The sequence below is a fragment of the Alicyclobacillus sp. ALC3 genome (assembly GCF_028751195.1).
Classification (GTDB): Bacteria; Bacillota; Bacilli; order Alicyclobacillales; family Alicyclobacillaceae; genus Alicyclobacillus_L.
In genome coordinates this window covers 2,208,026-2,229,382 of record NZ_CP066784.1, presented here as the reverse complement: position 1 = coordinate 2,229,382, position 21,357 = coordinate 2,208,026, and the positions used below count along the sequence as shown (strand labels likewise).

The window sequence follows — 21,357 nt, the reverse complement described above, 5'->3', positions numbered from 1 at the left end:
CCTGGGGAGGGTGTCATGATGGACCTGGATTTTTCCAAAGTTGAACGCGTCGCGCCGTACAGACTCGGGAAACTGGTGCTGAATTTGGCTGTGGATGCTCACTTTGTCGATGACAATCGGTTTTGGTACGTCCGTGACGTGTGGCGCAGCGAGGAGACGGGGGCAGCGGCGGATGATGTAGATTCGCCAGATTCGCTGCCGCCACGCGGGAAGGTGTTTATGCTCGTGGACACGGCGACGGGTGCGCAAAAGCCCGCGTTCGATCACGACCGCCTCGCGGAGGCCCTCTCTGCCCGCCTGCGCAACCGCAAACCTCCACGCGGCAGCACTGGCAGTTCTGGCGATGCGGATTCTGAGCCGGGCAGTTCGGAGGCCGCGCCAACGGCGATCACAGCGGAGACCCTCCCGTTTGATGAGTTTGAGTTCGTCGATCGCGGACATGCGATCGCGTTTGTCGTAGACGGCACCCGCTGGCTGTGTTCGCTTGAGAACTGCACACTTCGCCGCGATACAAACCGTGTCGCCGCCCGCCCGTACGAGTTGGTGTCGCCGGACGGACGATTGGCTGCGTTTGTCCGCCGCAACAACCTCTGGGTCCGCTCGCTTGTCGAAGGCTGGGAGCGGCAGTTGACTCAGGATGGACGCCGTGACTTCGGCTACGCAACGCGGCCAGACTTCTACGGCAGGAAAACGGTAGACGAACTGGCCGGAAGACGGGTGAAGCCGGCCGCACTTTGGTCGCCAGATTCCACGCGGTTGTTGACGCACCACCTCGATCAGCGCAAAGTGCGGCGCTTGCCAGTCATGCAGTACGTGCCGGATGGCCCTCGGGATCCGGCTCCAGCAAAAATGCGTACGGTCCATTACCCGCTGCCAGGAGATGAGGCGCTTCCGACGGTTACGCATCACATCCTTGGCATCGATGGCAGCCGCGTGGACGTGGCCATGGAGCCGATACAGATTTACAACACAGACGCTCCAATCAGTCCGTTTTGGGAGAACGCGTGGTGGGGGATGGGCGGAAAGAGCGTCTACCTCATTCGCCCGACACGAGGCTGTAAGTCGCTGCAGTTCTGGTCGATTGACGCTAAGACGGGTGTAGCCTGCAAAGTGTTGGAAGAGACGGGCGACATGTTCTACGACCTCGACATGCGCGGAGACTATCAAGTGCGCCCAGACGTCCGCGTAATTGAATCCGTCGGGGGATTTGTCTGGACCTCGCAAGAGGACGGCTGGTACCACTTGTACCTGCGTGATCTGCAGACGGGTGACTTGCGCCAAGCGCTCACGTCCGGCGAATGGGTGGTCCGCGAGTTGCTCGGCGTCGACGCTGCGGGCGAGTGGGTCTACTTCCTCGGGGCGGGACGGGAGGCTGACTGCGATGTCTATCTGCGCCATCTCTACCGCGTCCGTACGGATGGATCGGACCTGCAGCTGTTGACGCCAGAAGATGCCGATCACGCCGTCACCCTCGCACCCGACCTCACATGCTTCGTGGACACGTACTCGCGCATCGACCTACCACCAGTCAGCGTCCTGCGCAGGGCCGACGGGACGCTAGTCACTGTGCTCGGGGAAGCGGATGTGACACGCGTCTTGGCGGCGGGCTATCAGGTCCCGCAGCGGTTCATGGTCAAGGCGGCGGACGGCGAGACGGACTTGTACGGGGTGCTAATCACGCCGCCCGAACTCACCCCTGGCCAGAAGGTGCCGCTCGTCGAGTATGAGTACGGCGGCCCGCAGCAGTCGCTGGTGCCAAAGCGATTCACCGTGAGCCGGGAGTGGGACGCTGGCGTCTACGCGCAGATGCTCGTGCAGCTTGGCTTCGCTGCGATGATTGTCGACGGCCGTGGCACACCGGGGCGCTCGAAAGACTTCCACCACGCGAAAAGCCGACTTGGGGAGGCAGCGGGCCTCGCCGATCACGTCGCCGCGATTGAACAGCTCGCCGCGCAGTATGACTTTATCGACCGTGATCGCGTTGGGATTTACGGGTTCTCCGGCGGGGGTTATGGTTCTGCGCGGGCGCTCATGACCTGGCCGGACGTGTACAAGGTGGCCGTCTCGTGTTGTGGTGATCACGACAACCGCCTCTACGACGCCACCTGGTGGGACCGTTACATGGGCGACTGGAGCACGGCCGACGCGGTAAACGAAGCGCCGGCGCAAGCCAACCAGGCACTCGCGGCCAACCTCGAAGGCCATCTGCTGCTGATGCACGGGGACGTCGACGACAACGTCCACCCGGCGCTTACCATGCGGCTGGTCGACGCGCTGATACGTGCCGACAAAGACTTCGACATGCTGCTGTTGCCAAATCGCGGGCATGCCCTCGCGCGCGACCACTATGTGATGAAGCGCACGTTGGACTACTTCCGCAAGCACCTGTAAGGATTGTGGCTGTGGCGCTGCGTGGGCTGCGTGGGCTGCATGCGGCCGAAGCCGAGCACACCCGTTGTGAGAGTGTCGAAAATGTCGCTATCGGCGCAATTCGGCTGCTGCAGCGACATCTTTACCGTTCACGAGGGTCGCATCTACTCAGAAATGAAAGGTTAGCGACGTGAGCGTCGTTATTGCCCTACTCGAACGCCATACTGTCGCCATCTCTCACGCCGTCGCGGCGTGTTTTGGCCGAATGAACAGCACCATCACCGCACCTGCGAGGCCAGCGATGCAGGAGACGAGGAACATGCCGCCGTAGTTGCCGTTGCCGAGGCGGATCACGATGCCAGCGACGGGGGCGGCCACAATCAGGCCGACGGACTGCACGAAGTTGCTCATCCCGTAGAGGCCGCCGCGGATGGCCGTTTCCTCGGCCTCATCGCGCGCCGTGTCGCGCAAAAGACTTGTCGCGAGCGCGTAGGCAACGGTCAGGTTGACGCCCCAGAAGACCCCTTCAATTCCGACGATCACGAACACCAGCACGAGGCTGTGGTAGAACATTCCGAGAACGGCGAGCGCTCCAAACAACGCTAGCGAGGACGCGAGCAGTCGTTTCGGCGTCCAGCGGCCTTGGCCATATTTCCTGCCGGACCAGACGGCACCGCCCATCCCCGTCACCGTGAAGACGCTCATCGCAAGGCCAGCGTCGAGAGTGGTACCGTGCGCGCTGTGCTTGATGAACAAGGTGAAGAAGGAGCCAATCGACTCGAACGCGACCCACGCGAGCGCCTGCGACAGGAAGTAGAAAACGAAGTTGCGTTCTAGGAGTTTCTTGTAGTTGGGGCGCGGCCGGGTGTTTTGACGGCTGATACCGGATGCTTTCCCTGACGCGACCCCTGACGCTGCGCCAGCCGCCTGGGGCGACGCCGCACCTGCCGGAGTTGCACCCGCCACGTTCCCTGCCCGGCCCGACGCTGCCTCCGGCACAGACAACCCCGTCACCAGCCCGCCGCCTGCGACGAGCACGGCCGTCAATACGTAGCCGCCAAGGTGAGAGGCTTCCCAGACGAGCGGGATGGCGAGAAACGCCACAAGGTTGCCGACTTCCCACCACAAGTTGAGCCAGCCGGAGGCCACGCCCCAGAGGGCGGGTGGGGTGATGTCCGGGATCCAAGCCTGGTATGGGCTCACGGAGGACTGCTCGAAGATGTAGAACAGGCTCAGTGCGACGGCGGCGAGCGCGAAGTTGTGAGAAGAGCAAAAGAGCAGCCAGGTGATGCCTGCAAGCGGCAGTGCCACGAGGACGTACACTTTGCGGCGCCAGAAGGGATGATGCGTACGATCGCTGAGCCAACCGGTCAACGGACTGAGGATGAGGCCGAACAAGCCCTCCAGCGCGAGCACAAAGCCAATCACCGGCTGCGACGCGTTGAACGTCTGGAGGAGTGCAGCCGCAAACACCTTGTTGGAACCGAAGCCGACGTTGCGGCTGAGGCCCGCCATGCCGAGGCGGTGGACGTACGGTGGTCGACTGCTCCGGCCGCCAGTCGCAGCAGGCGCGTCGGCTGTGGTCGCCGCCGAGGAAGTGGGCATCGAGGTGGGGATGCCGTCGTCGTGATCGCGATTGCTCACTTTGGCACCTCCGCCTCTGCGAGCAGTTGGAGGACGAGGTCGGGACGGTCCGAACCGATGCCGTCCACACCGGCTGCGATGGAGCGGCGGATGTCCTCTTCCGTGCTCGGCGCCCAGACGCTCACCAGCACGCCGCCTGCGTGACAACGCTCCACGTACTCCGCCTGTAGCCCTTCGTGGTGAAAGCTTAGCATCTTGCAGCCGGCCGAGGTGGCGACGTGAACCGGATTAACCGGGTATCCTGCCAACAACCCGCCGCAGGTCAGTGCCGGGTACTTGGCGGATAGATAACGGAGAATGTCGTGAAAAAAGGAGAGCGGGACAACTCGCTCCTGCAGCGTGGGGTTTGCTTGCAGCAGCTGATCGAGCGCATGCACCGTCTCCGGCGTCTTCAGTTCGACGACGACCGGGATTGCCACCGCTTCGAGCACGTCGGTCAGGCTCGGCACGCCGTGGCCGTCGCCGACGTCCACTTCGGACAACTCTGCACGCGTCATGTCAGAGACGCGCCGGTCGATGCCCGCAGTGCGTCTCAGATTGTCGTCGTGCATGACCATCAGGTGTCCGTCACGAGACAGGTGCACGTCGCATTCGACTAAGTCGACGCCTTGCTTCGCGAGTTCCGTAAAGGCAGTGATCGAGTTTTCCGGATACAGTTCTGCGCCGCCGCGATGGGCTACGACCCACATTCGGGATCCGCTCCTCTTCAGGTACCTGACGGACCCTGCAGAGTTGCGCGGAGGGCGTCAGTTTGAGCCCATTGTATCCGATGCAGCAGGCGGTGTGGAGAGTTGGGGAAAAATGTTTGTCCAATCGCTCATCGCAAGGTCACCTCGCGACCACTGCACGGTTACCGCTCGCGTAGCTCCCGTAAACGGGTGTCGTACTCGAATAGAAACTCGAATGCCTCGAGGTGGCGCCGTGCCGCAAACGCGTCTTCGCCCCAGGCGTAAATCCCGTGGTTGCGCACCAACACACCGGGCACGTCAGCCTTCGCTGCATCAAGCACAGCCTCGCCGAGACGCTGCAGGTCAGCGAAGTTGCCGACAATTGGGACCGTGATGCGCGCCCCCTCGTGCCAGTGGCCGAGGGCCTTGAGCAGTTCGTGATCGACTAGGGTCACGTGCCCTTGCGCAAAGTGGCGCTGCGACGCGAGGTTGTTGAACATCGTGTGCACGTGGAGGATGCAACCGCAAGCGAGGTCTGAGCCGTACAGCGCCGTGTGCACGGTAGTTTCCGCGGACGGCTTGTAGGGGGTGTCGGTCAGCACCTTGCCGGTGAGGTCGACTTCGAGCACGTCCTCCGGTTGCAGGTTGCGCTTGTCGGCGCCGCTCCGGCTGATCGCGAACGTCGTCGGGGCGTCGGACAAGCGGATCGACAGGTTACCGCTTGTCGCAGGCAGCCAGCCGTTGCGGCCGAAGTCTTCACCAAGGCGGCGAAGCTCGTCGACGGCTCGGTCAAATGAAGGGTAGGTGGTTGAACTCATCGGTTGGCGCCTCCTCTCTTGGTTGAAAGCAGAGCCTGCGCGCGTCCGGAGCTGAGGTCTGCCACGATGTCGTCAAACGTTTCAAATGCCTGGTGAGGCAAGCCGTGACGCTGGCACTCAGTCAGCAGGCTGGCCCGCGCGTAGACGAAGTCGGCGTGGCGCGCTGCTTCGAAATCTGTGACGCCGTCGCCAATGACCACGCTGCGTCGGACGGATTGCTCATAGCTGCGCAAAATCGTCGGTTTGCACAGGCCGCAGTCCGCATCGCAGAGGGCGTCGCAGGGGTGCGGCCAGATGGTGCGTAGATACTCACCGCTCGTGTCGATGCGGTTGTAAAACACGGTCAGGCGGTCGCGCCACGGGGCGATGGCGGGATCGACAAAAAAGTCGAAGCCACCGCTGACGACGGCGATGGGCCAGCTGTGCTCGGTCGCGTAATCGACAAAGCGGCTAAACCCTTCGCGGATCACGGTCGTTGAAGTGACAAACTCACGCACCTCGTCGAAGCGGGCGGACGGAATCAGCGCGAACATCGCCTCGACGGCGGCCCGCACGGAGAGTTCCCTGTGGTTGACGCGCTCGATGAGCGAAGCGGACGCTTCTGGCACGAACTCGCGCATGATGGCGGTGATACGGTCTTTGGTCGAAATCGTGCCATCAAAGTCGCAGAAGAAGCCGAGCGGGCTCTGGGTATGGACATGTGCGGCGCGGCCGCCCAGCGGCTGACTCTGCGCTGCGTCTGCGGAACTCGCTGTGGCCGCGGGATTCTCTGGGGTCGCTGAGTTCCCTGGGACCGCGGGCTTCACTGTGGTCGCGGAGTTGCCGGTCACTTCGCGGCACCTCCCCAGCGCTCGAGCGCCCGCTGCAGTGGCGCGCTGTCCTGTGCGGCCACTTCGAGCGAGACGCTCTGCTGCGCCGCATCGATGGCGGCGAGAAAGGCGCGGCCGCCAGCTGTCGCGCCGTCTGGGTGGCCGTGAATGCCACCGCCTGCATTGACGATAAAATCTGTGCCGAGGTCGGTGAGCAGCGTCGGGACGAGCCCTGGGTGAATCCCGGCCGACGGCGCCGGCAACACCTCTCGCTGCGCCCCAGGCTCTCGCAGAGCGTTGACGAGGCGGTCGCCGACGGCCCGCTCAAGTGTGACGGACCCGTACGGTGATGGGTAGATCACGACGTCTGCCCCGGCGAGCCGCAGCAGTTGACCGAGCAGAATGTCGGCTGCGATACCGTGATGGGGCGCAGCGTAGAGCGCGCCCGAGACAGCCGGGTGGGCGAGAATGGGCACGGAGACAGCGGGATCGGCTGCGAGTTCCGCGAGGACGTCTAGGCCGTATGCGTAGACGTTGAGCAAGAGCGCCCCGGCGCCGAGGGCGGCGAGTCGACGAGCCCTGTCGCGCAGCTCAAACACGGGCCCGGTCAGGTTGACGGCGTACAGGACTTGTTTGCCGGTTTCTTGCTGCGCGCGTTGCGCGGCCCTCGCGTACGCTTCGACACGCGCTTCGGGTGTGGCGTAGGCTTCGGTGAAGAAGATCTCGTCGTCCTTAATTAGGTCAGCCCCACCGAGCGCCTGCTCGGTGAAGTGTGCGGTCAACTCGTCGAGCGAGTTGCCGATGCACGACTTGAAGATGCTCATGAGGAGCGGCCGGTCGTACACGCCGAGCCGCTCGCGGATGCCCCCGACGCCGAACTTCGGCCCTGGGAACGCGTCGGTGAACGACGCCGGTAGCTCAAGGTGCGCGAGTTTGATCACGCCGTCCATCGACAGCTTGCCAAACACGGTGGTCAGCAGCGCCGCAAAGCTCGGCGTGAAGTTGATGGCGGGGTAGCCAATGGTAATGTCAGCTGTGACGGTAGCTGCCGGAGGACCGTCGGTTCGGGCGGCTGTGTCGGTTTGGGCCGCTGCACTCTGGCCAGCCGCGCCGTCGGCGGTAGTGCTCTGGTCCGCGGCGGCGCCGGGTTCGGTGGCGCCATTCAGAGTTGTGCCCGGCTCGCCAGTGCCCGGCTCGACGACCGTGATCGCATCGACTACGCCGCAGTGCTGACGCACACTTTCCTGCTTCGCGGCGGGGAGGTCGGTCCACGACCCGACCGTGAGGCCGACGGCGATGCCCTCTGCGCGGGCCTTCAGTTTGTCGGCGCCATCGCGGATGCGGTAGGTCGCGTATATGTAGTCACTCGAACGTTCCAATGAAGTCACCTCAACTGTGCTAGGGAGTCGAATTGCCGTTACTCTCGGTTTAACGTGCGCCTCTGGCATACAACTTCGGCGTTCAACGTGGCGTGGAACTTTGCGTCAGCCGAACGCGCGCGATGTGAGTATTATACCGATTCCACCTCGTGTCTGCCGAGTGGCACCGGGATTGGTAGGCGCGAACGTGGGCAAGGGCGGCTGTGCGACGGTACGGCGGCGGCGACGGCGGCTCCAGCTCGCGGGCGTTGCCGAGCAACTTAGCCGCATAGGACGGCTTATCAGCGACTTTTGCTGGCTGCCGAGGGATAATAGGCTTTCCGGGACCGCTTATACCCGCGAAATCGCCTGAATTCGCCCCCCAAAATAGGTGATAAGCGGCCTGAGGCCGCTTATTTACCTTTATCGCACCTGAATTTGGCCGGATAGGCTGTTCTGTGCCGTTAGATACGTCAGCGTGATCCTCAGCGAGGGTGTGGCATCGCCGGCCATCCGCCGCCCACCCGCCGCCCACCCGCCGCCTAGCGGCTCAACGGCTCAACGGCTCAACGGCTCAACGGCTCAACGGCTCAACGGCTCAACGGCTCAACGGCTCAACGGCTCAACGGCTCAACGGCTCAACGGCTCAACGGCTCAACGGCTCAACGGCTCAACGGCGGCGTGCAGTGACTACTTTCCCTCGGTTCGGTTCAGCCTACAGGCATTATCCTCGCAACCTAAGGAGGCTACCTCGTTGCCCGAACTGCCGGAGATGGAGAACTATCGTAGGCGCCTCGTCGAGGCCGTCCGAAATCACGTGATCACGGACGTCGAAGTCAACCGCGAGAAGAGTGTCGGCGTTCCCGTTGCCGAGTTCGTCCGGCGTGTCAATGGCCGCACCGTGGTCGACATCGTGCGTCGCGCCAAGCACCTCGTCTTTGCGCTCGATTCCGGCGATGCGCTGCTGCTCCACTTGATGCTCGGCGGTTCAATGCATTACGGGACGGCGGTGCAGCGGCCGCTAGACACCTGCCAGGTGATCATGTCATTCGGCGAGCAGCACCTCTACTTTGTCGGCCTGCGGCTCGGCTACCTGCACCTGCTCACGGCGAGCGAACTGCGCGCGGCGCTTGCGAAACTTGGCCTGGAACCGTTTGATCCCGCTCTCACTCCGCAACTCTTCACCTCCCTCCTGACCCGTCGGTCGACCGTCCTCAAAGTCAAGTTGACAGACCAGCATGTGATCGCCGGGATCGGCAACCGGTACTCGGACGAAATTTGCTTCGCTGCCCGCGTCTTACCGCTGCGCAAGACCGGCAGCCTCAGTGGCGAAGAACTCGCCGCACTGTACCGCGCGATGCACACTGTACTGGAGCAGGCGATCGCGGCTGGCGGCTACATGGCCTCCCCGTTTTCCACGACCGATACGACGACCGGCGGCTACAACGGCCGTTTCTTTGTGTACAACCGCGGCGGGGAAGCGTGTCGAGTCTGCGGGATGCCGATTGTTCGGACGGAGAACGCCGGCCGCAAGGTGTTCTACTGTGAAGTCTGCCAACACTAGGCGCGGTCTAGGGGCACCGTGATCGCGCAATGCTGCGACCTTGGCGACGCGGGACCTCCGCGCAATGATGCGACCTCGGTATGACGCTGCGACCGCGATACCGGGATCCCGCTTGCATAGACAAAATGCCACCCGTGCCTTACGATGGGGCCATCGAAACGGTTAGAGGGGGATTTGGAGTGGCGATTATTCAGATTCGCAACACTGGCGAGCAGATTAGCGATGAGTCTGCGGTGCGTGAGTTTTTGACCGGCAACGAAGTCTACTACGACCACTGGACGCTTGATGCCATCCCGGCCGACCTGCGCGAGGAGTTCTCGCTGGACGACGCGCAGAAGGAGCGGATTCTCGAGGCGCTCAGCCCGCAGATTGAGGCGCTCGCGGCGGAGCGCGGCTACGTGAAGTGGGACGTCGTCGCGATGTCGGAGAAGACGCCGAACCTGGAGGAAATTTTGAAGAAGTTCGAGCAGGTCCACACGCACACCGAGGACGAGGTACGGGTGATGGCGGGGGGGAGCGGGGTCTTCGTGATCAAAGGGAAAGACGGCGGCTACTTTGACGTCGTGCTGTCGGCTGGCGACGTGATCTCGGTGCCGGAAAAGACCCCGCACTTCTTCACGATGACGGATGAGCGCCGCTTCGTCGCGGTGCGGCTGTTCATCGACCCGTCTGGCTGGGTGGCCCACCCGTTCGAAGACCCGGCTTTCACCAAGGCGTAAACTGCGCGGCGGGCGGACCCTGCGGCGGCGGGGATGGGACTGGCGTAGATCAGACGTAGGTCAGGTGGTCTCCATGGGTGGACTGGATTCACCTTAACGACTTCGGACGACGGTATCCCGGAATGATAAGGTGCTGAGAAGACGTTATCGGGTTAGGACGCTGCTGAAAAAACCGGATAACGCTGTGAGAAGACGTTATGAGTCGTAGAGAGGCAGAAATCCAGGGTGCAAATCGCCGATAACGCTTTTTGAGGACGTTAAGCGGTCGATTATGGTAAACAAATCGTGAGATAACGCCCTCTCAAGACGTTAAGTCGGCTGACTTCGCCGCGTTACGGGGCAAGAGTCACGTGGCTGAGTGACTTGCCGGTTGGCCTCGCGAGTAGCCTCGCTGAGTGACTAGCTGCACTTCCTGAGTTACCTATAAGAAGCGGGTTGCCCCGTGGTGCAAAGCGCACCGCTGGGGCAGCCCGTTTCCATCACATCAACCTTGCCGCGCTACGACACCACGCGACGACACCGCGCCCGGACGCCGCCTTCTGACTCTTACTGCGCCGCGCCGAATCCTTCAGCGCCGACTCCCTGTGGGGTGACGCTGCTAAATACCTCGTCGAGGTCGTCCCGAACAGGCAGCATGAGTATCATACCAGTCATGGCGCAGAGAGCGCCGCAGACCGCGAACACCACGGACAGGGGAACATGTGCAACCAGAGCACCGAACAGGACCATGCCGAGTGGCATTGCCATCGTCGAGAGGGCAAAGGTCGTGCCCATCGTGCGGCCGCGCAGGTGCGCTGGAATCTTCTGCAGCATCAGCGCTCCGGAAGCGCCGTTGATAATACCAAGGCCCAAGCCCCCGCAAACCATTAGGGATGCATCCCAGGCAAAGTTAGCCCAAAACCCGATGCCGGAGAAAATCACACCGATAAACACCATGCCGACGATGAGGATGCTACGCAGAGAGACGCGTCGACTGACCGTGCCAACGAGGAACCCTCCGCCAATGATGCCACAGAAGAAGAAGGCGTTGATGAGACTGAGCAGCAGCGCATTTCCGTGCATCGGTCCTTTCACCCAGGCGGTCAAGCCGAGATCGACAGGGGACAGCGCGAAGTTGGCACAGACGGAGAGCAATACAAGCAGCTGTAAAAACTTTGACTTTCTCAACAGTTGAAAGCCTTCCCGCCACTCAGCGACGAAGCGGGACATGGCGGAAGAAGCGGAACCGGCGGGTGCCGAAGCCGTTGAGTCTGATCGTGAAGCTCCCCCATCATCTGTAGCGCTTACAGCGCGCCCGTCTGCGCCCGCTCCGCCCGTTCCACTTGAACCGCCCGCTCCGTCGGCCGCGGCGATGCCAGCGGAAGCCGGCGCTCGTCCTGGCAGCACTTCGCGGATGCGGATCAACAGTACACTTGTCGCCGAAACGAGGAAGGAGGCGCCGTCGCTGGCAAACAAGAGCGCGGGTCCAAGCGCAGTCAGCAGTGCGCCGCCGGACAGCGTACCGACGAGTTGTGCGGTTGCATTGCTGGACTGCTGAATCCCGGATGCGGACGGCAGTTCATCCTTCGCGACAATCTGAGGCAGGAGCGAGGCGGCTGCGGGATCAAAAAACTTTCCAATCGCCTCCAGTACCAACACGACAACGAGAATCACCCACAATGGCTGATGCAGCAGCACGGCCACCGTCAAAACGGCGCAGAGGATGGCACGCAGCGTGTCGGAAGCCGCCATCGTGAAGCGCTTGTTCCAGCGGTCGACGAACACGCCGCTCACAAACCCGAGCAAGGACGGCAACGTCATCGCGATGCCAGCCCACGCTAAGTCTACTTTTGATCCCGTTCGCACAAACACGTACCACGGTAGCGCGAGGCTAAAGAGGTTGTTGCCGATGGTCGAGATTAGCTGTCCTGCTGTCAGCGTGGCGAAGTTCTTGTTCTTCGTAAGCACAGACACTTGTCAAGGTCCCCCTCGGCGCAGTCCGTCGCCAGCCGAGGGCCCCAGTCGAGGTGCTCGCGGTCGAGTCGCTGCGCTGTTTTGATTCGTTAGACTCATCGTAAGCTCCTGCCAACCTGTTGCCATCGGCCTCGAAACGGGCAGTCGTCTCAGACTTTAGTCGGAGTTAAAAGGGACCGAAAGCCGGTTGTCCAGCGTACACCGCCGGGGTACGATGAAGCCACGAACGAATGCAACATGTGACGTGATATGAGACGCGGTTGCGAACCACGATGATGAAATTCGACGATAAGACCAGACTCAGGTGGAAGCGAACGGAGAGATTGACATGCGACGTGGTGCAGGACTTGGCATCATTATTGTGGCGGTCGGCGTGCTCTACCTATTGAATGCGACGGGCGTGATTCACATGACGCCGGTTTGGTGGTCCGGCGCCGTGCTTTGGCCGCTGTTGCTGGTGCTGCTCGGTGGCTCCGGGCTGCACGAGTTTCGCCGAGGCAAGATACCGATTTGGTCGCTGTTCTTTATCGTCCTTGGCCTTGGTTTATCCGCCCGGGCGACTGGGCTGTTTCCTTGGCTGACGCGTATCAGCGACGGCAACCTGTTTTGGGCGCTGCTGATTATCTTCTTCGGGTTGAACCTACTCATGCCCCGCCGTTGGCGGGGGCCGATGGTGCCAGTCGTCGTGATCCACGGTGGCAAGCGCCACAAAAAGGAATGGGACGGGACCGCAGGCGACAAGGACAAGTGGAAGTGGGACGGAGATGTCGTGGACGGGGACATTGTCGTCGACGCTCCAGGCAAGCGGCACAAAGACCGCTATGGCGATCGCGGCACCTGGCGCCTCATTGGCGACCTCTCGGTGGGAGGGCACCCGTGGGTGTTGAAAGACATGGAGATGTGGAACGGCGTCGGTGACATCCGTGTCAACCTTGCGACCGCTCATGTGGAAGACGGCGATTACCACATCGAGATTGGCGGGTGGATCGGTGACGTCCGCGTGCTGGTCCCGAGCAATCTCGACGTCGCGGTGGACGCTGGGGTGAGTATTGGCGACCTCGTGGTGTTTGACGAAAGGCATTCTGGTACCGGGCGCCATGTTCACTTCGAAGAGCCAGGTTTCGCAGATTCAACGCGCAGGGTCACCATCTCGGTGTCGCTGAAGATTGGCGACGTCCGCATTGTGCGGGTGTAGCCGATGAGTATCCGTGCTCGGGTAATCACGCTCTGCGTTGGCGTCGCGATTGTGGCCAATGTGGTCGGTGTCGTGGCGGTGCTAGCGTTAGGTGGCACAGCCAGTCGCGCCGTGCTCGCGCTACACTGGCAGGTACTCGCGGTGGACGCGGCTGTCGTCGCTGCGCTGACGCTCATTGCCAGTTACCGCTTAGCGCAGGGCTTTCGGCGTCGACTGTACGGGATTGAAGAGGCGGCTGCTCTCATCGCGGCTGGCCGCCTGCACCACCGCGTCGAGCGGGCGGGGGAGCGCGACGAGATTGACCAACTCGCCGACCAGTTCAATCAGATGGGTGAGAAGCTGGAACAACAGGTAGGTCTGCTGCAGCGACTGGCAGAGGAAAACCGCCGCCTTGCAGCTGATGCTGAACGCGCTGCAACGATGGAGGAACGCCAGCGCCTCGCGCGCGACTTGCACGACTCGGTGAGTCAGCAGTTGTTCGCGTTGACGATGATGGCGGAGACGGCGCTGCGGCTCGAGGCGAAGGCAGAGGGTGGCGCGGCCGGTGCCGGGGGTCTGGCTGCTGGAGCTGCCGGGGGTGTGGCCACGGCCGATGGTGCTGAGGACGGGGCCAGAGGTGTCGCCGGCGCGGCCGATGGCGCTGGCGGTATCGGGATGAGTCGGGCCCGAGCCAAGCTGCACGAGACGCTGACGACCATCGCGGACCTCGCGACGAGCGCTCAGCGCGAGATGCGCGCGTTGCTCTTGCACTTGCGGCCGGTGGATCTCGCCGGGCGCGCCCTGCCAGAGGCCGCATCTGGTTTCCTGCGCGCCGTTGAGGAGCGCTATCGCCTAAGCTGCAGCTTTACGTCCACGATTGACACCGACATCCCGGTGCTCATCGAAGAGCATCTGTTTCGCATTTTGCAGGAGGCTGTTGCAAACGTCCTGAAGCACGCTGGGGCCTCGAGCATCCGGGTGCAGTTGGCAGCTGCCGCTGATACGTACGAATTGTCCGTCACGGACGACGGCGTCGGCTTCTCGACCCGCGGTTCGAGTGCGGGGGATGCTGTGGCATCAGCCCCTCACGGAGCGCAGGCGCCGGATGCGGCGGGCTCGGTGACCGACACTTCCGACGCGTTGGCATCGGGCAGCGCGGTCCTGTCCGCATCTTCAGCCGACACCCGCGAGGCGATTCCATCGGCAGCAGGTGACTCCTACGGCATCACCGCTATGCGCGAGCGCGCGGAGTCGCTTGGTGGACGGTTCAGCCTGTTGCAACGGCGCCGAGGGACGACGGTGACAGTCGTGATCCCGCGCATACACATGAACGGACAAGAGACGGAGGAGTCCTGATGATACGGGTACTGATTGCGGATGATCACGAAATTGTCCGCCTCGGCCTTCGCGGCTACCTGGAGACGGAGGATGATATCGAAGTTGTGGCGGTTGCGGGGGACGGCGACGAGGCGGTGCGTCAGGTGCAGGCGCTGGACTTGGAGCCGGACGTGATCCTCATGGACCTGCTCATGCCGCGCGTCAACGGGATTGAGGCGACGCGCCAGCTGAACGCGGCCGGTTGCAGCAGTCGCGTCGTCGTGCTGACGAGTTCTACGGACGACACGCAAGTTGTCGAGGCGCTACGCGCTGGCGCTCTGTCGTACCTGCTGAAGACAAGCACGGCGCGCCAAGTGGTGGAGGCTGTGCGTCGCGCCGCGAACGGGGAGTCGGTGCTTGACGCACAGGTGCAGAAAAGCCTCGTCGGCCACTTGCAGACGCGCCCGGAGCGCGAGGCGTGGCAGGACCTGACGGACCGCGAACTCGACGTGCTGCGCGGGCTTGCTGCCGGCCGAAGCAACCAGGAGATTGCGGATTCGCTGCAGATTGGCGTGAAGACGGTGAAGACGCATGTCAGCAACGTGTTCATCAAACTCGGCGTGGAGGACCGCACGCAGGCGGCGATTTACGCGGTGCGCCACGGCTTGGACAGGTAGCGGCCGGGGCCAGGCCAGGGCCAGGCCAGGCCAGGGCAGGGCAGGGCAGGGCAACGGCAACGGCAACGGCAACGGCAACGGCAACGGTCCGCTTCTGCATTGGCTGACGTGATTTTGTGCCGTCGTCTAAACTGTGGTATGGAAGTTTGTTCCGCACGTAATCGACTCACCGGACGTAAGGAAGTACTCTCGAGACACCAAGGCGACCGGAAACAGACATGGAGTTCCGCCAACTTGGACTAGTGCCCGGGAGGAATGCAGTTTGGATTTTGAACTGGCCTATAGGGAGTTTGTGTCGTCACACTTTCAGCGCCGCAGTGGGGCCGCGGCGTCCCGACTCGCGGATGGACTAGGTCACGCGGAAAAGCTGTTTCTGCAGAATGTCTGGTGGCCAATGTTCTATCATTTCGATGGGTTGCATCCGGAATACCAGATCCGCGACGTCGGCCGCGGTTGGCGCTACATCGACTTCGCCTACATACGAGGTTATTACCGGCTTGCGTTGGAGATCGACGGCTATGCTTCTCACCGCAGGGATGCGACACGCTATGACCACTCAGAGGAGTGCCGACGGCAAAACGCCCTCGTGCTCGACGGCTGGCGTCTATTGCGGTTCGCCTATGACGATGTTCATGATCACCCGGAAATTTGTGCTCAGATGATCCAAGCCGTTATCGGACGTTGGTCTGCGGTAGACGAGAGTTTCTCCGAAGCTACAATTGGCGAGCGGGAGATGCTGCGGTATACAGCGCACTCTCCGAGGCCAATCACGCCAAAGGAAGTAGCGGAAGCTCTCAACATATCAGTCGTCACCGCCCGTCGTCATATGCGCAAACTTGTCAAGATGCACTGGCTCGAGCCTGTGGGTGGGCAAAAGCGTGTTCGGGCTTATCGAATCCACCCGTCGCGCAACGGGACCATGATCTAATATGTCTCGGGGAGCGACGGCATGTCTGGAGGAAAGGGCGCCGACCTACCTGCGTCAATTGCAGGCACCACATGCGTTTGTGCCCAGCGCGATGGGCAAGGAACAGTGCGCAAAATGATCGCTGCGGACGGCGGAACCTGAGTTTTGGCGGAATTAACGCTCATATAGTGCGCTGGGACGAGTAGAATCGCCGGAAACGGGCCTTTTTGGGAATACAGCGCCCTTTTTGATCACGAAACCATCGAATTATGTCACCTTCGGCGTCTTAGCGTACAATTTGACCGTTGCAACTCTGCATAGCGTCCATTTTGATCACGACCGTCACGCCCAGCGCGACAGTCAAGTCACAGTGCGCAAAATGATCGCTGAGGACGGCGGAAGCTGAGTTTTGGCGGAATTAACGCTCATATAGTGCGCTGTGATGTGTAGAATCGGCGGAAATCACCCTTTTTACGAATACAGCGCACTTTTTGATCACGAAACCCTCGAGTTATGTCACCTTCGGCGTCTTAGCGTACAATTTGACCGTTGCAACTCTGCATAGCGTCCATTTTGATCACGACCGCTGTGCCCTGCGCGACCGCCGAGTCACAGTGCGCAAAATGATCGCTGAGGACGGCGGAAGCTGAGTTTTGGCGGAATTAACGCTCATATAGTGCGCTGTGATGTGTAGAATCGGCAGAAATCGCCCTTTTTGCGAATACAGCGCACTTTTTGATCACGAAACCCTCGAATTATGTCACCTTCGGCGTCTTAGCGTACAATTTGACCATTGCAACTCTGCATAGCGTCCATTTTGATCGCGACCGTTGTGCCACGACCGTTGTGCCACGACCGTTGTGCCACGACCGTTGTGCCACGCCCGCTGTGCCACGCCCGCTGTGCCACGCCCTCGTAGTGTTCGACTTTCCCCGTAGCTTCGGCTACAATTTTACGTTAGGCGCACAATGCTCAAGCCAAATCAATCGGATAGTTCGCTCGCCGCAGCGAGCGAACACCAATCTATATAAAGAAGTGACCAAAGGAGGATGACCAGAGTGCTTACGATTGGTGGGATTCAGATCGAGGACCCTGTGATCTTGTCTCCGATGGCGGGGGTTTGCAACCCGCCGTTCCGCATTATTGCGAAGCAGCTCGGCGCAGGCATGGTTTGCGCGGAGATGGTCAGCGACAAGGCACTGGTGCACGGCAATGAAAAAAGCCAGCGGATGCTGACCATTCTGCCCGACGAGCACCCTGTCAGTTTGCAACTGGTCGGTTACGACAAAGACTCGATGGTGCAGGCTGCTGAGCTGGTCGGCGAGACCAACGCCGACCTGATCGACATCAACATGGGCTGCCCCGTGCTGAAGATTTACAAGAACGGCTCCGGTGCGGCTCTCGCCCGTGATCCCGAATATGCCGCATCCATCGTCCGCGGCGTCGTCGAGCGCGTGGAGAAGCCCGTCACCGTCAAGTTTCGCAAGGGTTGGGACGATGGTCACGTCAACGCCGTCGAAGTCGCCCAAGCCGTCGTCGAGGCGGGCGCGAAGGCCGTCACCGTGCACGGTCGCACCGCCGAACAGCTGTACTCCGGCCGTGCCGACTGGGACATCATCCGGCAGGTCAAGCAGGCTGTGAATGTGCCCGTCATCGGCAACGGCGACGTCGTCGAGCCGGAAGACGCCTTGCGCATGATTGAGGAGACCGGCTGCGACGGCGTGATGATTGGTCGCGGCGCGCTCGGTTACCCGTGGGTGTTCCGCGAAGTTGCGCACTTCCTGCGCACCGGCGAGAAGCTCGACAAGCCGTCGTTTGAGGAGCGCATCATGGTCGCGATTAGACACTTGCATCTGCTTGTCGCACACAAAGGCGAGATCACCGGCGTGAAGGAGATGCGCAAGCACGCGGCGTGGTACATCAAAGGCATGCCGGGCGCGGCTGAGTTGCGCAACGTGATCAACGCTCAGACTAGCGAAGACGGGATGGAGCGCGTGCTGCAGACGTACCTCGAGGACATGTCCGCTGTGGCCGTGTAAAGCGTGAGCATCGGCCGCGGTCGTCCGCAACACAATGTCGTCTGGCGACCCACAATGCAACATCGGCCGCGGTGGCCCACAACCCGCCCGGCCGTTTCCGTACCGACGCACTTCGTTCCAGCATTTCAACCGGGGAGGTGGCTCCAATGAAGCCAATTTCAGTGGCCCGCTACATGGAGGTCCGCAGCGCAGCCGGCGGCGTGTTCGCCTACGACGACAGCGCGATGTACTTCGTTTCGACTCTGACCGGCATTCCGCAGGTGTGGCGTCAGCAGCCGGCCGTGCCGTGGCCGCAGCAGATCACGTTTTTCTCCGACCGCGTCATGGGCGTCGCGCCATCGCCGACTGAGCCTTTGCTCTGCGTCGAAGCAGACGAAGGGGGCAGCGAGCGCGCGCAGCTGTTCCTGATGGACCTCGAAGGGACAGACCCGGTCAACATCACGGACGACCCGGCGCACATCTACAGCCTTGGCGCCTTCAGTCCGGACGGGAAGCGGCTGTCCTACTGCACGAACCGCCGCAACGGCCGCGACTTTGACCTCTACGTCTACGACATTGCCGACAACAGGCACACGCCTGTCCACGAGAGTGCGCACACCAACTACGCGTCTGTGTTCCACCCGTCGGGCGACAAGGTGCTGGTCTCGCGCCATCACACGAACCTCAATCACGACCTGATTTTGGTCGACATCGCAAGCGGCGAGACTACCCTGCTCACGCCGCACGAGGGCGAGGCGCGGTTTGAGGCGCCGCGGTTCAGCGAAGACGGGTCAACGTTGTACGTGCTGACGGATAAAGACAGTGAGTTTGTGCGGCTCGCCGCGATCGACATGGCGACACAGGCCATCACCTGGCTGACTGCAGACGACTGGGGCGTTGACGCGCTCTCCTTGTCGGCCGACAAGTCGTTCCTCGCTTACAGCCGCAACGAAGACGGCACATCGAAGTTGTATGTCGCCGACCTGACGAAGTCGTCCGGAGACACACTCGCGTACGTCAGCGGCTTGCCGGAACCGCCGGCTGGCGTCATCGCAAGCCTGACGTGGAACAAGCGCGGCCGCAGCATTGCGCTGACCCTGAGCAGTCCTACATACGCGACCGAGGTGTGGAAACTCGATGTCGATGCGAGGCGCATCGACCGCGTTACCTTCGCCTCCATCTCCTCTGTGCCAGCTTCGCGCTTCGTCGAGCCGGAGCTCGTGCACTACGATTCATTTGACGGTCTGTCCGTGCCGGCGTTTTACTACCGTCCGCAGGACACCTCCGGGCCGTACCCGGTCGTCGTGTACGTGCACGGCGGACCGGAGTCGCAGAGCCGCAACAGCTTCAACGCAATCGTGCAGTACTTCGTCAACCGCGGCTACGCCGTATTTGTGCCAAACGTCCGCGGAAGCGACGGCTACGGCAGAACGTTCGTACACCTCGACGACGTTCGCAAGCGCATGGACTCCGTCGCAGACCTGGCGCAGTGCGTGGACTGGCTGGTCGATCACGGAGACGCGAAGCGTGACGCCATCGCTGTCATGGGCGGCTCCTACGGCGGCTTCATGACGCTCGCCGCGGTGACACACTACCCAGACTTGTGGGCAGCTGGCGTGGACATCGTCGGGATCGCCAATTTGCGCACGTTCATCGAGAACACGAGCCCGTACCGCAGGCACTTGCGCGAACCGGAGTACGGCACGATTGCGGCGGATGGGGAGTTCTTTGACGCCATCTCGCCGATTCACCACGTCGACCGCATCACAGCGCCGATGATTGTCGTCCACGGCGCGAACGACCCGCGCGTGCCCGTCGGTGAAGCCGAGCAGATGGTGGCTGCGCTCAAGGCGCGCAACCACCCGGTCGAGTACCTGCGCTTTGAAGACGAAGGCCACGGTGTCGTAAAACTCGGCAACCGCATTAAGGCGTACGGGGCGATTGCAGACTTTCTGGACCGACACCTGAAATAAACGACGACCCGGGGGAGGAGACTGACAATGGCTGAAAACGTACAAGCAGCGTTCGAAGCGGGGCTGGCGCCGCAGGAGTTTATCGACAAGATGACCCGGAACCAGGACAAGTTTCTCGACTGGGGCGAGCGCTTCACCTGGATGGACGAGGCGGCACAGTCCTACATCGCTGGGCTGCGCGGTAACACGGACGTTCGCTGCCTGATCATCGCCGCAGAGTGGTGCGGCGACGTCGTCCGCAACGTCCCGGTTGTGCTCAAGGTGACGGAGGCGGCCGGGATCGACACGCGGATGCTTATCATGGAAGCACACCTTGACGTCATCGACCGCTTCTTGACCTACGGTGGCCGGTCCATCCCGGTCGTGCTGTTCATCGACAAGGACGGCGGCGTCATCTCGCAGTGGGGCCCGCGCCCGACCTACGTGCAGGAGCCGATGGCCCGGTTCAAACAGGACAACCCGGACCGCGAAGCCCCGGACTATCAGGAGAAGCTGACCGCCGCTCGCGCAGAAGTTGTGAAGCGCTACGGCGAAGACACCGGGTATCAGGTGTTGATTGTGAAGGAACTGCGCGACCTGCTCGAACAAGCCGTGAAGTAATTTAGTCGGTAGACAACTGACCAGGATTCGCCGCCACAGGCGCGAACTACTCGAGCGCCAGGCGTGAACTTCTGGTGTGCCAGGTGTGAAACGAAGTGCCCAGTTTTGTATCATGAGGACAATGGACTCCAAACGGGAGTTGTCTATTCGAACGAGGGGAGAGATCAGAAGATGGATGATCAAGCGAAGAAAACTGCACTGCGCGGCATCAGTTACGGCCTGTACGTGATTGGCACGAAGGGTGAAGACGGTCTGCACGCGTTTACCGGCAACTGGGTGACACAGGCGTCATTCGCGCCGCCGCTGGTGGCGATCGGCGTCAAGAAGGACTCCGGTTCATGGGCTGGCATTCAGCACAGCCGCGTGTTCTCGGTCAACGTGCTGGAGACCGGATCGAAGGACCTCGCCTTTGCGTTCTTCAAGCCTGTGTCTGTGGAAGGGAACAAGATTGCTGGCTACGAGTTCGAGACGAAGACAACTGGCAGCCCCATTCTCAAAGACGCTCTGTCGTGGTTTGAGTGCAAAGTTACAGACATCGTCGATCGTGGCGACCACGCGCTCGTCGTCGGCGAAGTCATCGACGCGGGCGTACACCGCGAAGGCGATCCGATGACGCTGAAGGAGACCGGCCTCTTCTACGGCGGCTAAGTTGCTGTAAGCCGAGTGGCGAGTGGCGAGTGGCGAGTGGCGAGTGGCGAGTGGCGAGTGGCGAGTGGCGAGTGGCGAGTGGCGAGTGGCGAGTGGCGTTCCGAATAGCGGCGCAGGGCGTTACTACTCAGGTACCCGCT

17 protein-coding genes are annotated in these 21,357 nt (G+C 61.9%); 11 read left to right on the top strand and 6 right to left on the bottom strand.

The genetic code is table 11. From position 1 onward, the window contains the following. Positions 1-18 precede the first annotated feature (18 nt). Positions 19-2,391, top strand: a complete 2,373-nt coding sequence (locus JC200_RS10615; RefSeq protein WP_274436225.1) for a S9 family peptidase — start codon at positions 19-21, stop codon at positions 2,389-2,391. A gap of 216 nt (positions 2,392-2,607) precedes the next feature. On the opposite strand, the gene JC200_RS10610 is transcribed toward JC200_RS10615, so the two are convergent. The 5 genes from JC200_RS10610 to JC200_RS10590 form a co-directional block, all read right to left on the bottom strand. Beyond that, positions 2,608-4,014: an MFS transporter gene (locus JC200_RS10610; RefSeq protein ID WP_274436224.1), complete on the bottom strand. Its 1,407-nt coding sequence runs from the start codon at positions 4,012-4,014 to the stop codon at positions 2,608-2,610. Next, a complete protein-coding gene (locus JC200_RS10605; protein ID WP_274436223.1) occupies positions 4,011-4,703 on the bottom strand; it encodes a glycerophosphodiester phosphodiesterase in 693 nt (230 codons plus the stop codon). Before JC200_RS10605 ends, JC200_RS10610 begins: the two co-directional genes overlap by 4 nt. 161 nt (positions 4,704-4,864) lie before the next feature. Beyond that, positions 4,865-5,500 (bottom strand): methylthioribulose 1-phosphate dehydratase, encoded by a 636-nt coding sequence (gene mtnB / locus JC200_RS10600; RefSeq protein WP_274436222.1) that lies wholly within the window; start codon positions 5,498-5,500, stop codon positions 4,865-4,867. Next, positions 5,497-6,306: an MtnX-like HAD-IB family phosphatase gene (locus tag JC200_RS10595; protein ID WP_274436221.1), complete on the bottom strand. Its 810-nt coding sequence runs from the start codon at positions 6,304-6,306 to the stop codon at positions 5,497-5,499. The genes mtnB and JC200_RS10595 overlap by 4 nt, the downstream gene beginning before the upstream one ends. Positions 6,307-6,326: 20 nt before the next feature. After that, positions 6,327-7,688, bottom strand: a complete 1,362-nt coding sequence (locus tag JC200_RS10590) for a 2,3-diketo-5-methylthiopentyl-1-phosphate enolase (protein WP_443111907.1) — start codon at positions 7,686-7,688, stop codon at positions 6,327-6,329. 733 nt (positions 7,689-8,421) lie between these two features. On the opposite strand from JC200_RS10590, the gene JC200_RS10585 reads away from it, so the two are divergent. Both JC200_RS10585 and JC200_RS10580 read left to right on the top strand, forming a co-directional pair. Continuing rightward, the gene (locus JC200_RS10585; RefSeq protein WP_274436219.1) at positions 8,422-9,231 is read left to right on the top strand and encodes an Fpg/Nei family DNA glycosylase; all 810 of its coding nucleotides are present in this window, start codon (positions 8,422-8,424) and stop codon (positions 9,229-9,231) included. A 179-nt stretch (positions 9,232-9,410) separates the two neighbouring features. Beyond that, the gene (locus JC200_RS10580) at positions 9,411-9,950 is read left to right on the top strand and encodes a cupin domain-containing protein (RefSeq protein ID WP_274436218.1); all 540 of its coding nucleotides are present in this window, start codon (positions 9,411-9,413) and stop codon (positions 9,948-9,950) included. Positions 9,951-10,496: 546 nt separating this feature from the next. On the opposite strand, the gene JC200_RS10575 is transcribed toward JC200_RS10580, so the two are convergent. Further along, positions 10,497-11,903: an MFS transporter gene (locus JC200_RS10575; protein ID WP_274436217.1), complete on the bottom strand. Its 1,407-nt coding sequence runs from the start codon at positions 11,901-11,903 to the stop codon at positions 10,497-10,499. 328 nt (positions 11,904-12,231) lie between these two features. Between JC200_RS10575 and liaF the strand changes: the two genes are divergently transcribed. From liaF to JC200_RS10535, 8 genes are all read left to right on the top strand, one after another. After that, complete coding sequence (liaF, locus tag JC200_RS10570; RefSeq protein ID WP_274436216.1) at positions 12,232-13,098, top strand: cell wall-active antibiotics response protein LiaF; 867 nt, start codon at positions 12,232-12,234, stop codon at positions 13,096-13,098. A 3-nt stretch (positions 13,099-13,101) separates the two neighbouring features. Continuing rightward, positions 13,102-14,433, top strand: a complete 1,332-nt coding sequence (locus JC200_RS10565; RefSeq protein WP_274436215.1) for a sensor histidine kinase — start codon at positions 13,102-13,104, stop codon at positions 14,431-14,433. Next, entirely contained in the window at positions 14,433-15,071 is a 639-nt protein-coding gene (locus JC200_RS10560) for a response regulator (protein ID WP_274436214.1), read from the top strand. The genes JC200_RS10565 and JC200_RS10560 overlap by 1 nt, the downstream gene beginning before the upstream one ends. A 262-nt stretch (positions 15,072-15,333) precedes the next feature. Continuing rightward, positions 15,334-15,999, top strand: a complete 666-nt coding sequence (locus tag JC200_RS10555) for a helix-turn-helix domain-containing protein (protein WP_274436213.1) — start codon at positions 15,334-15,336, stop codon at positions 15,997-15,999. A 1,028-nt stretch (positions 16,000-17,027) separates the two neighbouring features. Then, positions 17,028-18,017 (top strand): tRNA dihydrouridine synthase DusB, encoded by a 990-nt coding sequence (dusB, locus tag JC200_RS10550; RefSeq protein ID WP_274436212.1) that lies wholly within the window; start codon positions 17,028-17,030, stop codon positions 18,015-18,017. A gap of 146 nt (positions 18,018-18,163) precedes the next feature. Then, positions 18,164-19,969: a S9 family peptidase gene (locus JC200_RS10545; RefSeq protein WP_274436211.1), complete on the top strand. Its 1,806-nt coding sequence runs from the start codon at positions 18,164-18,166 to the stop codon at positions 19,967-19,969. Positions 19,970-19,996: 27 nt separating this feature from the next. Continuing rightward, entirely contained in the window at positions 19,997-20,569 is a 573-nt protein-coding gene (locus JC200_RS10540; RefSeq protein ID WP_274436210.1) for a thioredoxin family protein, read from the top strand. 171 nt (positions 20,570-20,740) lie between these two features. Then, positions 20,741-21,217 (top strand): flavin reductase family protein, encoded by a 477-nt coding sequence (locus JC200_RS10535; protein WP_274436209.1) that lies wholly within the window; start codon positions 20,741-20,743, stop codon positions 21,215-21,217. Positions 21,218-21,357: the final 140 nt, after the last annotated feature.